At 64.1% G+C, this 15,796-nt stretch carries 11 protein-coding genes; 8 read left to right on the forward strand and 3 right to left on the reverse strand.

The features are described from left to right. Nucleotides 1-33: 33 nt before the first annotated feature. Nucleotides 34-3,417, forward strand: coding sequence for an NACHT domain-containing protein (locus E3O44_RS06310; RefSeq protein WP_241976103.1), 3,384 nt, complete (start codon nucleotides 34-36; stop codon nucleotides 3,415-3,417). Between the two features lie 167 nt (nucleotides 3,418-3,584). Here E3O44_RS06310 and E3O44_RS06315 read toward each other — a convergent pair whose 3' ends face one another. Both E3O44_RS06315 and E3O44_RS19165 read right to left on the reverse strand, forming a co-directional pair. Continuing rightward, nucleotides 3,585-4,064, reverse strand: coding sequence for a hypothetical protein (locus E3O44_RS06315; RefSeq protein ID WP_134533596.1), 480 nt, complete (start codon nucleotides 4,062-4,064; stop codon nucleotides 3,585-3,587). Between the two features lie 269 nt (nucleotides 4,065-4,333). Next, nucleotides 4,334-4,495 carry a hypothetical protein gene (locus E3O44_RS19165; protein WP_166792565.1) on the reverse strand — a complete coding sequence of 54 codons (162 nt, stop codon included), beginning with the start codon at nucleotides 4,493-4,495 and terminating at the stop codon, nucleotides 4,334-4,336. Between the two features lie 823 nt (nucleotides 4,496-5,318). Here E3O44_RS19165 and E3O44_RS06320 point away from each other — a divergent pair. The 6 genes from E3O44_RS06320 to E3O44_RS06345 all read left to right on the forward strand — a co-directional run bounded on the left by E3O44_RS06320 (nucleotide 5,319) and on the right by E3O44_RS06345 (nucleotide 13,683). Then, nucleotides 5,319-6,503, forward strand: coding sequence for a hypothetical protein (locus tag E3O44_RS06320; RefSeq protein WP_198415878.1), 1,185 nt, complete (start codon nucleotides 5,319-5,321; stop codon nucleotides 6,501-6,503). Next, nucleotides 6,500-9,175 carry a multicopper oxidase domain-containing protein gene (locus E3O44_RS06325; RefSeq protein WP_134533597.1) on the forward strand — a complete coding sequence of 892 codons (2,676 nt, stop codon included), beginning with the start codon at nucleotides 6,500-6,502 and terminating at the stop codon, nucleotides 9,173-9,175. Before E3O44_RS06320 ends, E3O44_RS06325 begins: the two co-directional genes overlap by 4 nt. Before the next feature lie 297 nt (nucleotides 9,176-9,472). After that, nucleotides 9,473-11,908 (forward strand): nitric-oxide reductase large subunit, encoded by a 2,436-nt coding sequence (locus tag E3O44_RS06330; RefSeq protein ID WP_134533599.1) that lies wholly within the window; start codon nucleotides 9,473-9,475, stop codon nucleotides 11,906-11,908. Further along, nucleotides 11,908-12,567 carry a hypothetical protein gene (locus tag E3O44_RS06335; protein WP_134533601.1) on the forward strand — a complete coding sequence of 220 codons (660 nt, stop codon included), beginning with the start codon at nucleotides 11,908-11,910 and terminating at the stop codon, nucleotides 12,565-12,567. Before E3O44_RS06330 ends, E3O44_RS06335 begins: the two co-directional genes overlap by 1 nt. Then, nucleotides 12,564-13,400 carry a slipin family protein gene (locus tag E3O44_RS06340; protein WP_134533603.1) on the forward strand — a complete coding sequence of 279 codons (837 nt, stop codon included), beginning with the start codon at nucleotides 12,564-12,566 and terminating at the stop codon, nucleotides 13,398-13,400. The genes E3O44_RS06335 and E3O44_RS06340 overlap by 4 nt, the downstream gene beginning before the upstream one ends. Next, nucleotides 13,393-13,683 carry a hypothetical protein gene (locus E3O44_RS06345; RefSeq protein WP_134533604.1) on the forward strand — a complete coding sequence of 97 codons (291 nt, stop codon included), beginning with the start codon at nucleotides 13,393-13,395 and terminating at the stop codon, nucleotides 13,681-13,683. The genes E3O44_RS06340 and E3O44_RS06345 overlap by 8 nt, the downstream gene beginning before the upstream one ends. Before the next feature lie 108 nt (nucleotides 13,684-13,791). Here E3O44_RS06345 and E3O44_RS06350 read toward each other — a convergent pair whose 3' ends face one another. Further along, nucleotides 13,792-14,955 carry a TIGR04053 family radical SAM/SPASM domain-containing protein gene (locus E3O44_RS06350; protein ID WP_134533606.1) on the reverse strand — a complete coding sequence of 388 codons (1,164 nt, stop codon included), beginning with the start codon at nucleotides 14,953-14,955 and terminating at the stop codon, nucleotides 13,792-13,794. Between the two features lie 73 nt (nucleotides 14,956-15,028). Here E3O44_RS06350 and E3O44_RS06355 point away from each other — a divergent pair, with 73 nt between their 5' ends. Further along, complete coding sequence (locus E3O44_RS06355) at nucleotides 15,029-15,796, forward strand: helix-turn-helix transcriptional regulator (RefSeq protein WP_166792566.1); 768 nt, start codon at nucleotides 15,029-15,031, stop codon at nucleotides 15,794-15,796.

Here is a 15,796-nt window from a genome sequence, read left to right on the forward strand (position 1 = left end):
TCGAGCGCCGGAGGGTGTGTCGAGGGTCCATGTTTGGCAATACCGGGCACGCTGATCAAGGACGAGAGGATTGATGTGCCTGAGAGCCGACATAAGTACCTGTACGAAAGGTTGGGCGACCACGACTTTCAACAGTTGGCGTCGGCTCTGCTGGCCCTTCAGTTCCCCGACTATGTACCCTTACCCCTTCGACAATCCGATGGGGGACGGGATGGTGTCGTAGGCCCCGACCGGCTCGTCTTTCAGACGAAATGGTCTGTGCGCGGTCGCGAACGAGACCCGGTTTCTTGGCTCGATGCTGAAGTAAGAGGTGAAGCCGAGAAAATCAAAAGGTTCGCCGCTCAGGGAGTTTGCAAATACGTCCTTGTGACTAATGTCGAAAGTACAGGAAAGCCGAACAAGGGCACCTTTGACCGTCTTGACGCGAAACTCCGGCAGTATTCGGCAGAGTTCGGCCTCGAGATGTCGTGCCTTTGGCGGGAGGCAATCAACTCAATCGTCGACTCGGCGCCTATCGAAACCAAATGGGCGTATGCCGAAATGCTCGCAGGCTGGGACCTCATTCGCTATTTGGTAAGTGAGCAAGGCGTGGTTGCTAGGGACTCCGAGCTTAGGGATATCCTGCGCAAGGTCGCGTCCGCGCAGTGGGACGAAGATGAGCGCATCAAGTTCAGCCAAGTGGAGCTTGACCGTGAGCGACTCACCGATCTTTTCGTTGACGTGCCCGCAGAACGCATTCGACTCCCGAAACGTGTCGCGACAATAGGCCGCGAGTCCACCTCAGTGGGCGGCGCGGCCAGCTACGTCGCGACAAGGACGCCATATCCTTTCACGCTCATCCGCGGTGCGCCCGGTCAAGGAAAGTCCACTCTCAGCCAGTACGTCTGTCAGACGTATCGGCTGGCGTTTGTCCCGAGCCAGTCGTTAATCACTACGAGTCTCCCCGAAATCACTCAGCCACGGTTCCCCCTGCGGCTCGACCTCGGGGACTATGCGGCGTGGATGCAGGGATTTGACGTATTCGACAAATCCGATGACGCGCGGTTGACCAAGGGGCCGAAGCGCAAAGCTGCTCAAGCATCGGTGGAATCGTTCTTGGCTGAGCTGATTGGCCATGCTAGCGGGCGAGGCTCGGTGACGTCGGCGGACGTCCAGGAGATCTTCGATCGGGTTCCAAGCCTTGTTTTTCTAGACGGCCTCGATGAGGTCGGCAACCTGAGCGACCGCACGAGCGTGGTGCGCGAGATCGACTTGTTCTGCGCCCGTGGCAAGTCATACGCCGTTCAGCCAAAGGTTGTCGTCACGACTCGACCGAACTCCGCCGGGCTCCCCGAACCGAGTAGCGAGCTCTTCGAAGTCATTTCTCTGAGCCCGCTTGACGCTGCGCTTCGGGATGAATATCTACAAAAGTGGTGTGTCGTCCACAACGTGCGGGGGAACGACAGCCGCGTACTGCGCCGCAACTTCACGGAGAAGGTCAAGGAACCATACATTGGCGAGCTGGCTGGAAACCCGATGCAGCTCACCATCTTGCTGTATTTGCTCCGACAGCACGGCGATGCAACACCGAACCAGCGCACTGAGCTCTACGACGCCTACATGGCACTCTTGCTCGCCCGTGAGGCGAACAAGCGGCCAGAGTCGGTCCGGAAATATCGAGACGACTTGACCGAGATCGTACCGTTCCTTGGTTGGTACCTGCAGTCGCGGGGTGAAGAACAGGGACACAGCGGGCGGATGGCATTTGCTGAAGTCGATGCAGCCATGAAGCACTTTCAAACTACGTATGGAAAGCCGACCGAAGTTGTTGATGAACTTTTTCTCGCGGCATCAGATCGGCTTTGGGCGCTGACAAGCAAGGAAGAGGGCACCTTCGAGTTCGAAGTTTTGTCCCTCCGCGAGTATTTTGCGGCCAGGTTTCTCTATTACAACGCGGGCGAAGGCAACCAGTCATTCGACCGGACCGAAGTTTTCCGCGAACTGCTTCGGCGGCCCTACTGGCTCAACACCGCCCGCTTCTACAGCGGGAACGCAAAAGGGTCGGATCTTTACGTCCTAAAAGCTGGTATCGAACACGAACTTCAAGCGAACAAATCCAAGCAAGTCAGGGTCGCGTCCTGGAGTCTACTGGCCGACGGGGTCTTCAACAGCAGACCGAACGAAGCAGCGTCGGTCGTCAACGCGCTCACAGACGAACACGGAAGCCATCTGCTACTTGCTGCACTCGACAGCAAGGCGATCTCCCCCCTCCCCGAAAGCAGCCATGCCAGGGAAGCATGGACGCGACTGACGTCCGAAATACGCGCCAATCCAGCAGACCCCCACAACTGCTGGAGGGTCCGGGTGATCCGGGAACTTCTTGGCCTCCGCAGCGAATTCATGAACTGGTGGCTGGAACGTGTTGCTGAAGCAATCGAAATCGGCAAAGACCTGCCCTGGCTCGCGATCGGCGCAGAATGCGAAGTCCTTGGTGGCGCTAAAGTGAACATTCCAGGCCTCTCCGCGGAAGACGGCCTCCGCGCCCAACTCATCCTGAATTGCGGGTTTATCCCCGAAGACGGAGGGATGCTCGAGGCCCAGCTAATCCGCGCAGTGCTCGACGGCCAGTGCTCAGAAACGACGTCAACTCGCTCGCGACCCGCGCAAATTGCCGTCGCGCTTAGCCCTAGTGAGTACTACGCGTTCGGTGCAGAGATTACGACCTATCAACCGGATGCTGCGTCGAATGATCGCCGCGCATTGGCAATGCAGCATCTCCGCAGGTCGAGTCCCGAATACGCGGCCATCGCCCGTCTTCGCCGATTTAGAAGAGGAGAGAAAGGGAGCACATTCCCATGGGCAAATACGGCCACCGCACTCCTCAAGCAAAAGAATAGATGCTGGCTAGTGTCGGAAATAGCTGTGATTGGCGCCGCTTCGCCGTTAGGCCTCGGCGTGACTAAAGCGCCGGGCACCGCCGGCCTTGGCTCGGCGGGCCATCCTGCCACCCTGATCACGGAGACGCGTTCTAAAGCAAACGACGTTGACTGGTGGCGGGATCGACTCGCCGATTGCCAAGACGATCTGTCACGGGCCGAATGGGCGCTGGCCCTATGGGCAAAGGCGAGCAGACCTGTGGTTGATGAACTCTCAGCCGACCTCGGGACGGTCGTCGACCACCTACCTGCGAACCCGAGGCGTGCGTTCGAGACGGCGGCTCGGCGCCTCTCCGAATCGGGCTGGATCGCCCCACTCTCACCCGCCCCGACCGGGCTGACCGGTATCTTCCAAGACCTCGTGCGGCTTCGCGCGAGACAGAGCGCCGAAGCTGGGGTAGCTGCAGCGGCCCAGAGAACTCCGTCGTCGTCGATGCCACTCGCTGAGATTGCCCGCAAGAGCAAATGGCTCAAGGTCGACCGGACCCCAAGCTATCGATGAAGACTGGCATAGATCGACGACACTGATGGAAAACAAGGGCGATTCCGTCCACCGCAAAGCGCACGCAAACATTGGCGAAGCGCTAGCCACCGCCGTTGCCAACGGACTAATTGCTGCCCGTTTTGCCCACCGGGTCCGACAGCAGTCCTGGTTGCACGATATTGGCTCTAGGTCTCACGCCCACGGTCGAATGCGTCCATGTCGACGCCGTGTCGAATGAAATCGTTGGAGTTGAAGTCGAGGTTGGCCTCGATAATCAAGTCCTCCAGCTCAACGGCGCGTAGGTACTTTTGCTGCTCACGGGCTTGAGCCTGGGCGTGCCGATCAGCCCGATACTTTTCCAGGTCCGTGCGGGCCTCCTCGAGCCGGATGAGTACATCGGCCTTTGTATGCTGAATTCGGCGACGTTTGACTTTGAGATTCGCAATATCCGCGGCCCGGTCAGCCCTCTGGCGTCGCCACGCTCGAATCTCTGCGGGAATGCCCGTCAATCCAACGACGAAATCGGCGGCGGCCAACGCCAGACCGCTGACAACCGCAATGTCACCGACGCTTCGGTTCTCAATCATGGCAGGGATCCCGGCAAGGGCAGCTAGGCCGAAACCGAGGGCAAGAATTGCCAAACCGAGCGTCAGCCGTACTGTCATGATCGCAAGCCTTGCGCTGTCAAGCGGTCGACTACGTCCTCTTGTCGCCGGCTCTTTTCTCGGTCGTCATAGGCGAGGACTTTCCGCAAGGGCGTCTGAGGAGGGGAGATCGGCGACCTTGAGTATTCGAGCGCCTGAGCCCCACTCGATCGTGCGCTTAAGCCCCATCGATCGTGCGCAAGAGCACCAGTGGTGGTGCGGCTCAGCACCACGGGCGCTCTCCGTCACGATTACGCGGTGGCGAGGGCTGTGTGCTCGCGCCTGTGCAATCACCGAGCAGGTCTCGTGGCCACCATCGGGCAGATCTGCTGGCCGCCTACGCCCAGTTCCAATTGGCCATTGATAAACTGGCTCGACAGCCGGAACACTGCCAGCGCCGCGTCGAAACCGGCCTCGTCGATGAAGACGGTCTCGATGATCTTGGCCGTCACCAAGATGGTTGCCCTCCAGATCCGTGCCGCCAATTCCTCAATCCGACCCTGGTCCCAGGTTTGGAAGGTGTTACCTTCGACATCCCTTGGCCGGAGTTGATCGCCCTTCGTGACGAACCCTGACTGCGCAGTTTCAGGAGCTGCTTCGCTTTGATCTTCCGTACCATTACCGGTACTCCTTCCACCACGTGGCGCTCACATGGTGGGAGGAGCTTTTCAGGTGGGGCTCAACCACGCCGGCAATGGGGCTGAACGATACGAATGACGTATCTGAACAGTGGGGCTCACCCGCACCACAAGTGGTGCCCATCGAAGCCAATATTCAGCGGACTCGCACGGAACGATTCACGCGCACAATTGCATATACATATCGGCGTCGAATAAAACGGACAGAAATGCCCTAAAATAGGATCATCACCAGAGTCCCGTCCACAGGAGAGCCATATGACCGTCGAACCGATCACCCTGACCGCCCAGGGACCAGGGCGCCCTCGTCGATCCCGCCGAGGCGCAGGGTCCAGCGCACACGTGTAACTGCAACCACGTCGACAGTGAGGGCATCGTGTTGATAGCCGTCTCATCCCGTACGCCATCCGCCACGCAACCATCTTCGGCGCCTCCGGAGTGATCCAGCCCGGACTCTGCCTTGATCTGATTGCTTCTCACGCCTCAATGCCGTTTCCGGGAATGTTGGAGCGTCCGCAGCGAGGTGCCTGGTCGAAGGACCTTACTACTGAACGGCAGATGCGGTCCCGGTATTGCGCCGCGCGGGATCGACCCAATCGGATTAATTGATGAGCGGCCACGCTCGAGGAGTGCCACGATGTCGCCCAAATCCCACTACCTGCCAACGCGGCCAAGCCGGCGAAGCGGCGGCCGGACGTTACTTCTCCTCCTCGGTGGCTTCGCTTTGCTTGCGGGACTCGATGGGGCACTCATTCTGCTTGGCCTGCCGGCACCGGTGATCGCAGCCCGCCTCGCCGATGTACATGGCCCGCTCATGGTCTTTGGCTTTGTCGGAACGGTCGTTGTTCTTGAACGCGCTGTTGCCATCCGCCGGAATTGGGCGTTCCTGTCTCCCGGTCTCCTCGGCGCCGGCGGAATTGCGCTTGTCTCTCCGATTCCGCTCGTTGTCGGCCAGCTCGCCCTCGTGGCCGGATCGATTGTGCTGCTCGCGATCTATCGGGCTATCTGGGCGCGACAGCCCTCGACCTCCAGTGCCGTTCAGGCCCTCGGGGCGTTGCTCGGCCTCGCCGCGACAATTCTTTGGTGGGGAGGTGTCCCGGTGCCTCAACTCATCCCGGCGATGACACTCTTCCTTGTCCTGACAATCGCAGGGGAACGTCTAGAACTCGCCCGGATCTCACCAACCGTTGACGAGCGGGCCGAGCGGTGGCTGCTCGCGGTAGCCCTGGTCCTGGCATCTGGCGTCGTGCTGGCACTGCTGTGGCCTCTCCTTGGATATCCGGTGCTTGGCTTCGCGCTGCTCGGTCTCGTCTCGTGGCTCGTGCGATACGACGTCGCGACGCGGCTTGTCAGGTCGAAGGGACTGCCGCGTTACATGGCCCTGTGCCTGCTCGCAGGCTACGGCTGGCTGGGTGTCGTCGGCCTGGTCTGGATCCTGTGGGGACCCGGATACATCGGCCCGGCCTATGACGCCGTGGTGCACTCCGTCTTCCTCGGCTTCGTGATTTCCATGATCATGGCGCATGCGCCGACAATCCTGCCTGCCGTGCTGCGCCGGCCGCTGCCCTATCGTCCCTTGATGTACGGTCCGGTTGTCCTCATGCACGCTTCACTGCTTGTGCGTGTCGTCGGCGGAGACGCCAGAGGGTTAGACGTTCTGGTGCAGTGGGGCGGTTTCGCGAATATTGTCGCCGTACTGCTCTTCGTGGGTGTTTCCGTCGTCTCCGTCTGTGTGGGCGCGCCTCCGAAACCCGTCAGGCGTGAGTCGAGCACGGCCTCTCCGCGCGGACGCGCAACGATCTCTCTGGAAACGCGCCGATGACCCGCCGGCTGTGGCACATCATCACCGGAATCCTGGTACCGGCGTGGCTTTTCCTCACCCTCGTCGTGGTCATCGTGCATCGGTTCCTTCCGGTCGCACCCTGGCTCATGGTGCACCTGCTGCTCCTCGGCGCGGTCAGCAGCGCGGTCCTGATCTGGAGCCAGCACTTCGCCGACACCCTCCTCCGACACCCGGCGCCCGGCGGTCGAGTCTCTCTCGGCTGGCGCCTCGCGACCCACACCGTGGGAGCCATCCTCGTGATCACCGGCATAATCGGTGGCTGGTGGCTGGTCGTCCTCGTCGGCGGCATCCTCGTCGGCGCGAACGCGCTCGCCCACGCGACTATCCTCGCCGTGCAGTCCCGCGGCGCGCTACCCTCTCGGTTCGCACCGCTTGTCCGCTACTACGTCGCGGCCGGCGCCGCCCTGGCCATCGGGGTCACCCTCGGAATCCTGATGGCGCGCATGGACGACTCGGAAGACACGTACGCGCGCCTCTTCATCGCCCACATCGGACTCAACCTGCTCGGCTGGATCGGCCTGACCGTGGTCGGGACAGTCGCCCTGCTCTGGCCGACCATCCTGCACGTGCGGGTCACCGACGGCACCCGCGCGGCAGCGCGCTGGACCCTGCCCCTCTTCCTCGCGGGCCTGACCGTGCTCGGCCTCGGCTGCCTGCTCGGGGAACGCGTCATTGCCGGTCTCGGCATGCTCGGCTATCTCGCCGGGCTGTGCCTGGTGTTCGCCGACGTCATCCGCCAGGGTCGCTCAGCGCCCGCCGTAACCTTCGCCGGGTGGAGCATCGGCAGCGCCCTGGCCTGGTTCGGCCTCTGCACCCTCGGATTCGCCGCCTCCGTCACCGTCGCCCCCACCTGGACCGCCGCTGCCGACGGGCTCGAACAACTCGTTCCGGCCTTCCTGGTCGGCTTCGCCGCGCAGATTCTACTCGGCGCGCTGACCTATCTACTGCCGGTCGTACTCGGCGGTGGCCAGCGGGTCGTCAAGGCCACGAGCCGCGAACTCGAGCGCGGTGGACTCTTCCGCGTCATCGTCGTGAACGGCGGCCTCGCACTGTACCTCCTGCCTGTCCCGAGCCTGGTGAAGGTCGCCCTTTCGCTCCTCGTCGTGGCCGCCTTGGCGTCCTTCCTGGTGCTGATGACTCGGGCGCTGAAGACCAACCGCGTGGTGCGCAGACCGGCGGATGCCGCCGCCCCGGTTCCCGGCTCCCGTCCCACCGTGCCGCCCGCAGCGCAGCCTGCCGTGCCGGCGCCGCGTCCGCGGCGCACCGGCTCCGTCGTCGTCGCGGCCGGTGCCCTTCTGCTCGCTGTGACCGTCGGCGTTGCGATGGACCCGGCGGCGCTCGGCGTGACCGGGGGCCTCTCTGTCGTTTCGGTCCCCGCGACCGGGCACACCACGACGGTCGATGTGACCATGGCGGGGATGCGGTTCAGTCCCGACTCCGTCTCGGTGCCCGCCGGAGACACTCTCGTCATCAACCTCACCAATGCCGACGACCGGGTGCATAACCTGGTCCTCGACACCGGTATCACCTCCGGTTCGGTCAACCCGGGGACGACGACCGTCATTGAGGCAGGCGTCGTCGGCGCAGCGATCGCCGGCTGGTGCTCGATCGCCGGCCACAAGCAGCTCGGGATGGTCTTCTCCGTCACGGTCGCCGGTGGCGCGGGCGGAACAAGCTCGAGTGGGACAGGCTCGAGCGGGACAGGCATGGGCGGGATGGACATGGGAACGGGCGCAGATGCCGGTGCGAGTGGTGCGCCGTCCGCCGCAGAGGACGTGGACCTGATGAAGCAACCCGCGGGGGACTTTGCCGCCCGTGATGCCCGGCTCGCACCGGCATCCGCCGACACCGTGCACAAGCTCACCCTCACCGTTCAGAACGTCGAGACGGAGGTGTCGCCGGGAGTCCGGCAGACTCTGTGGACGTACAACGGGACCGCGCCGGGGCCGACCCTGCACGGTCACGTCGGTGATATCTTCGAGATCACTTTCGTTAATGTCGGAACCATCGACCATTCGATCGACTTTCATGCCGGCGCCCTCGCCCCCGACAAGCCAATGCGCACGATCATGCCGGGGGAGAGCCTGACCTACCGCTTCACCGCGACCCGGTCGGGGATCTGGCTCTATCACTGCTCGACGATGCCGATGTCCGCCCATATCGCGAACGGCATGTTCGGGGCGGTGATCATCGATCCGCCTGGGCTCGAGCCCGTTTCCGCGGAGTACGTTCTGGTCCAGTCCGAGTTCTACCTCGGGCCGGAGGGCGGGGAGGTCGACGCGGCGCGGGTGACGACCCAACTCCCCGACCTGCTGGCCTTCAACGGGTACGCCAACCAGTATGCGGACCGACCCCTCACCGCGCGCGCGGGGGAGACGGTGCGCATCTGGGTTCTGGACGCCGGACCCAACGTCGGCAGTTCCTTCCACGTGGTGGGCGGGCAGTTCGACTCAGTTTTCAAGGAGGGTGACTATCTGCTCCGCGACGGCGGCAGCACCGGGACGGGCGGGGCGCAGGTGCTCGACCTCGCCGCGGCGCAGGGCGGCTTCGTCGAACTCACCTTCCCCGAGGCCGGGCACTACTCGTTCGTCAGTCACGTGATGTCGGACGCGGAGAAGGGTGCCCGCGGGGTCTTTGCCGTCACGCCGTGAACCTGATCTGAAAACACCGGGAAGATGCCCCATGCGGCGTGTCGTAGCTCAGCTGTGAATTTGTTTCGGCGTTGTTTCGCGGCGGTCAGATTCCGCGATATCGCCGTTTGATCAGGAATTTATGTCCCACGGACTTCCGTCCGGCGGCGAGAATCCTAATTAAAATGAAATTGATAAGGTTTAATGAGTGGTAGTTTTTTCCCACCTCGCGTGACCCATTCGGGGGAGGATCTGCGGCTGCCGTGTTTGCGGGCGCGCCCAACGACCTTGAACCAGGCAACAGCGAGAGGGGCCGACATGGTCCAACTGAAATCCGGGGACGGAAGACTTCGTTCCGAGCTGATGGTATCCAAGGGCTGGTTGCAGGGCGTCGCCCTCGTGATGATCTTCGGCTTCGCGGTGATGGGATTCCTCGCCGTGATGACCTACACCGATTCGATGCCCCAACCCAAACAGGTCGTGGACGAACAAGGAGCCGTCGTCTTCACGGGCGACGAGATCACCGCCGGCCAGAAGATCTTCGTCCAGCGCGGCCTGCAGGAATACGGCTCGATCGTCGGTCACGGCGGCTACCTTGGACCCGACTACACGGCGGATTACCTCCGGCGGTCCTCGACCTTCGTCCTCGACGCCCTGACGGCCTCCGGCGTGCAGGACCCACACGGAGCGCTCGTCACGATGGCGCGGACCAACCGGTACGACCCCGCAACGGGAAACCTCGTCTTCACGGATCTGCAGATCAGTGCCTTCGAGTCCGTCCAAAAGCACTACGCCGACTTCTTCGGCACGCCGACGACGCAGAACGGGCTGATCCCGCGCGTGATCACCGATCCGGCCGAGATCCACGAACTCACCGCGTTCTTCGCCTGGACGTCGTGGGGCGCCGCGGCCGAACGGCCGGGGCACAACTACTCGTACACCAACAACTGGCCGGCAGAGAAGCTCGTCGACAACGGGCCAACGGCGGACATCATCGTGTGGAGCGGCCTGTCGCTCATTTCCCTCATGGTCGCCCTCGGTGCGTTGTTCGCCCTGTACGGGCGCTGGAGCAAGCGGATGGGCTGGCAGCACGGAGAAGAGACCCCGCCGCTGTCCTTCCGTCAACCGGGCGAGGTCGCGGTCACCCCCGCCCAGTCTGCGACCGCCTGGTTCTTCTTCGTGGTCGCGCTGATGTTCCTCGCGCAGGCATTCCTCGGCGCCGCCGTCGAGCACTACCGGGTCGACCTGACGAGTTTCTTCGGGATCGACCTCGCCCAGCTGCTGCCGATCAACCTCGCCAGGACCTGGCACGTGCAACTCTCCCTGCTCTGGACCGCAGCCTCGTTCCTCGCGGCGGGAATCTTTCTCGCGCCGTATATCTCCGGGCACGAGCCGAAGCGGCAGCACTGGCTCGCATACATCCTCCTCGGCGCCCTCGCCCTCGTCGTTGCCGGCTCCCTCGCGGGAGAAGCCCTCAGCATCTTCGGCGTGACCGCGGCCAAGGACTCGCCGTTCTGGGGGATGCAGTGGGAGTACATCGACTTGCCGAAGTTCTGGCAGGGTCTGCTGACCGTCGGGATGTTCATCTGGATCGCGATCATCTATCGCGGTATCCGGGCCCGGCTGAAGTCTGAACACCGTTTCAACCTGCCGTGGCTGTTCTTCTATTCGGGTCTCTCCATCCCCGCCTTCTACGCCGTCGGCATGCTCGCGGGCAGCGAAGTGACGCTGAGCGTGGCCGAATTCTGGCGCTTCTGGGTCGTGCACCTCTGGGTGGAGGACTTCCTCGAGCTGTTCACGACCGTCATGGTCGCCTACATCTTCGTGATGCTCGGCGTCGTGCACCGCCGGATCGCGATGCAGATCATCCTGCTCGACGTGATCCTGTATTCCGCGGGCGGAATCCTGGGGACCATGCACCACCTCTACTTCTCGGGAACACCCGTCGAGCACATGGCGCTGGGTGCGTTCTTCTCCGCGCTCGAGGTGATCCCGCTGACCTTCCTCACGGTCGAGGCGTGGAGCTTCCTGCAACTCGGGGCCCGCCAGCAATCCCGAAGCGCCGCCCCCTTCCCGCATCGCTGGTCGGTGATGTTCCTCGTGGCCGTGGGCTTCTGGAACTTCCTCGGCGCCGGCGTCTTCGGCTTCCTGATCAACCTGCCGATCGTGTCGTACTACGAGATCGGTACGGCCCTCACCGCGAACCATGCCCACGCGTCGATGATGGGTGTGTACGGAATGATGGGCGTCGGATTGTCCCTCTTCGCCCTTCGTTATCTCATCCCGGCCAACCGCTGGCCGGACCGGCTCGCCAAGATCTCGTTCTGGTCGCTCAACATCGGCCTGGCCTGGATGACCTTCGCAACGCTCCTGCCGCTCGGCGTGCTGCAGTTGTGGCACTCCGTCAGCGATGGCTACTTCGAGGCCCGCAGCATGAACTTCATCACCGGAACCGGAAACACGGTCTTGGAATGGCTGCGGATGCCCGGCGACCTTGTCTTCATCTTCGGCGGAGTCGTGCCCTTCGTCTGGATCGCCTGGCTGGGTGTGCGGTATCGCATCAAGGGAACCACCCAGGACGTCCCGATGGAGGCCCTGTTCGTCGAGGCGCAGCACGTGGAGGCCGGGAGCGCCGCAGGGTCCGTATTCGGTTCCGAGGCCGACGGCGCCCTGCCGGAGTCACGCTACGGCGCGGGCTACCGCAGCCGGGCGACGGGGCCGGACGGTGAGAACCGGCCGGACGGCGGCGCGTGATGGAGCCGGTCAGTCTCGACGTCTGGTTCGCGCTCGCCTACGGCGGTTTCCTGCTTCTTGTGGCGCATGTCCTGGACGTGCTCGCTCGGCGCACGGCCGCGGCGACGACGAGCGCGCGATCGGGGGGCTTCGAGTACCACGAGGGACACGACGCGTGGACCTGCTCCGAGGACCAGTGGCTCTGGCCGATTTCCTTCGACCCCGAGAACAGGGTGACCCGGTACCGGGCGTCGCCGACGGTCTGCAATCCGTGCCCGGTCAAGGACAACTGCACTCCGTCCCACGCCGGCCGGGAGGTCGTGCGGAACATCGATTCCTGGCCAAGCTCCGAGGCAGAACGATTCCACCGGGGGATCGCTTGTGCGGTCGTGGTCCTCGGAGTCGTCTGGCCCATCGCCGTCATGTTCCAGGGTCGCACCGGCCTCGAGCTGGCGATCCTGGGTGTATCGTCCGCCATTATCGCCGCGGGGAGCTGGCCTCTCTGGTCGCACCTCCGAAGGGCTCCCGCACGTTTCCCCGATCACCTCACCGCCCTCGGCCTCGAGGACAACGAGGACCAGCGGGCCGCCATCTCGGCGAGCGAGCTCGCCAGGCGGAGCGGCTACGGCAGCATCCGCAAGACCGGACCGCGTGCGGTCCCCGGAAAGGACGCCCGATGACGGGAATTCTCGTGACGATCGGGGTCGTCTTTCTCCTTGTGGCGGTCTGGCTGATCGTCGCGTTCACGGTCCTGCATGAGTACGAACGAGGCGTCGCCTTCCGGTTCGGCCGTCTGCGGCCGCTCCGGGAACCGGGCGTGCAGATGATTTTTCCGGGCCTCGACAAGATGGTGAGGGTCGATCTGCGTATCGTCACGCTCACGATTCCGCCACAGGACGTCATTACCAAGGACAACGTGCCCGCCAGGGTCAATGCGGTCGTGCTCTTCCAGGTCACCGACCCGGTCCGATCCGTGATGGCGGTCGAGAATCACGCCCTCGCGACCTCGCAGATGGCGCAGACGACCCTGCGCTCGGTCGTCGGCCGCGCCGACCTCGACACCCTTCTCGCGCACCGCGCCGACCTCAACGAGGATCTCGCCAGGAGTATCAACGCCCAGACTGAACCCTGGGGAGTCCAGGTCAAGGTCGTCGAGATCAAGGACGTCGAGATCCCCCAGGCGATGCAGCGCGCCATGGCCCGCGAGGCGGAGGCCGAGCGGGACAGGAGGGCGAAGATCATCAACGCCCACGGCGAACTGCAGGCTTCAGAAGAGTTGGGCCAGGCCGCGGAGATCCTCAGCCGCAATCCGGCCTCACTCCAACTGCGCTACCTGCAGACCCTGCTCGAGCTCGGTGCGGACCACAACTCGACCGTGGTGTTCCCGCTCCCGATGGACATCATCGGCCCGTTCCTGAAAAAAGTGCCGCAGTGGCTCGACCCAACCGAGTCCGGCCGTCCAAGCCAGGCTCACGGAGACGAACAGAAGACGGATGTGACAGACCATGGCTGAGACAACACCGCACACGGAGCAAGGCACGCGCCTGCCGAAGGTCGGCTCGGCGCAAGACAAGGGCGTCAGCATCCGCCTGATGCTGATCGGGGTGCTCGTCGGGCTGTTCGGTCCCATCGGCGGCTTCCTCGCGGGCACGATCGTTAGCGCCGACCACACCGTCGCCGGCCTCGAACCGCTGTTCGTCTGGCTCTTCGTCGGCATGCTCGTCGGAGGGGCCGGCGTCGCGGTCGGCATCATCGGTGCCCTGCGCTGGGTCCGCGGCAACCACCACCTCGAATAGCGTCCCGAACCAATTTGACGGCGTTCGTGCCATTCGGATCACCACCCGCCCAGGTGCTGAAACCCCAAGAGTCCGTCGAATGGGTTACCCAAGAGTCCGTCGAATGGGTTAGGGGACCGGGACGGGGGTGACAGGCTGGTATGCGCAGCTCGGATCCTCGGCGAGAGGATCGCCGGTGACCGCGTACGCGTGCGAACGGGAGCCACCGCAGACCGTGCGGAACTCGCAGGCGCCGCATCGACCGCCGAAGGAATCCGGGGTGCGCAACTCCTGGAGTAGCCGCGCCTCCCGGTAGATCTTGGGGAACGACTGCTCACGCACCGAACCGACGGACACGGGCAGGAACCCGCTCGGGTAGACCGCGCCGACGTGGTCGACGAAGGCGAAGCCGCGGCCGGAGTTGACATCGATCGGGGCGCGCGGCGCGCGGCGCCTGGGCTCGTCCCCGGTCAGCAGTTCCGCGGTGTCGCGCCGCAACCGGGCACGCAGCGGGCCGACGGGGAACGCCGCATCGAGATCGGCGATACCGGCGCGCTGCATCGCGATCCGGCGGTAGTGCGGCGCCTCCGTGGTCTTGATCGCGACGAGTTCGGAGACATCGTGCAGCCAGTGCAGCACTTCCTCGGCGTCGGCGGCGGTCAGCGCGTTGAGAAGCTTGCCGCGCCCGGTCGGGACGAGGAAGAACACGCTCCAGAGCGTCGTGCCGAGATCGAGGACCGTCTTCAGGATCGCAGGGAGCTCGTGCACGGTGTCGCGGGTCACGGTCGTGTTGATCTGCAGGCGGTAGCCGACGTCGCGCACCATCCGTGCGGCGACCATCGTGTCGTCGAAGACCCCGTTGACACCGCGGAAGGCATCGTGGGTCGCGGCGGATGCCCCGTCAAGGGAGAGCGACACTGCCTTCGCTCCGGCGTCGTGCAACTCGACGAGAACTTCCCGGGTGAGGCGTGGGGTTACGGAGGGCGAGAGGGCCATGCTGAGGCCGATGCTCGTGCCATGGGCCACGAGTTCGGGGAGGTCGGGGCGTTCGAAGGGGTCGCCGCCGGTGAGGACGACGAGCGGGCGCGGCGTGCCGAACGACGCGAGATCGTCCAGGAGCTTTTTGCCCTGGTCGGTCGACAGCTCGAAGGGATTGCGGGTGCGAATTGCGTCCGCACGGCAATGCGTGCAGACGAGCTGGCAGGCCCGCGTCACCTCCCAGATCACGATGAAGGGACGCTCGCCGGCATCGTGGTGCAGGTGCCGAACGGCGCGCGTTGCGGTGTCAGTCATGAAATCCTGGTCCGGTCCCGCTCTAATGCGCACCTCAGTTGTTTTTACCACACTTATAGTGAAAACTAGGGGTGTGCCTGCCCCCGACCTCGACGCCCGTACCCACCGCGCCCTCTCCGGCGTGAGCCGCGTAGCTGTCCTCGAGGTGCTGCGCACCCACCGGATGCCCCTGGACATTCCCGCGCTCGCGGCGGCGGTCGGCCTGCACCCGAACACCGTTCGCTCGCACCTCGACCGGCTCCTCGAGGTCGGCCTCGTGACCGAGGCCGTCGAGGCGCGGACACGGCCCGGCCGTCCCCGCCTGCTCTATGCCTCGATTCCGCCCGAGAGCGACCCTGCCGGGCCTGGGGCCGCTCCGACGACAGAATCCGCTGCCTCCGAGGGCTCCTATAGGCTCCTCGCTGGCCTTCTTGCGGACAGCCTCGCCGCAGGCGCCCCCGACGCGCGCGCGGGCAGCGAACGGGCCGGCGACGCCGGACGGCGCTGGTCGGAAGAGTTCGTGCCCAGCGACGAGCGCGCTCCCGGTCCGATCGATCCGGCTGGAGCGATCGATCGGGTGGTCGAGATCCTCGACGTCGTCGGATTCGCCCCCGCTGTCTCGGAGGATCGCACCGCGATCGAATTGCATCGGTGTCCGTTCCTGGATGTCGCGAAAGAGAACAGCGCCATCGTGTGCTCGGTGCATCGGGGCCTGATGCAGGGAGCCCTGGACCGGATGCACGCACCGGCCATCGGCATCCGCCTCGAACCGTTCGTGCGGCCGGGCGTCTGCGTCGCACATGTGGTTTACCCACCAAACGCGGGTAGGGATATCGGTTTCCGAATAAAGAGTGGAGAGTAG

Source organism: Cryobacterium algoricola, from assembly GCF_004402485.1.
Taxonomy (GTDB): domain Bacteria; phylum Actinomycetota; class Actinomycetes; order Actinomycetales; family Microbacteriaceae; genus Cryobacterium; species Cryobacterium algoricola.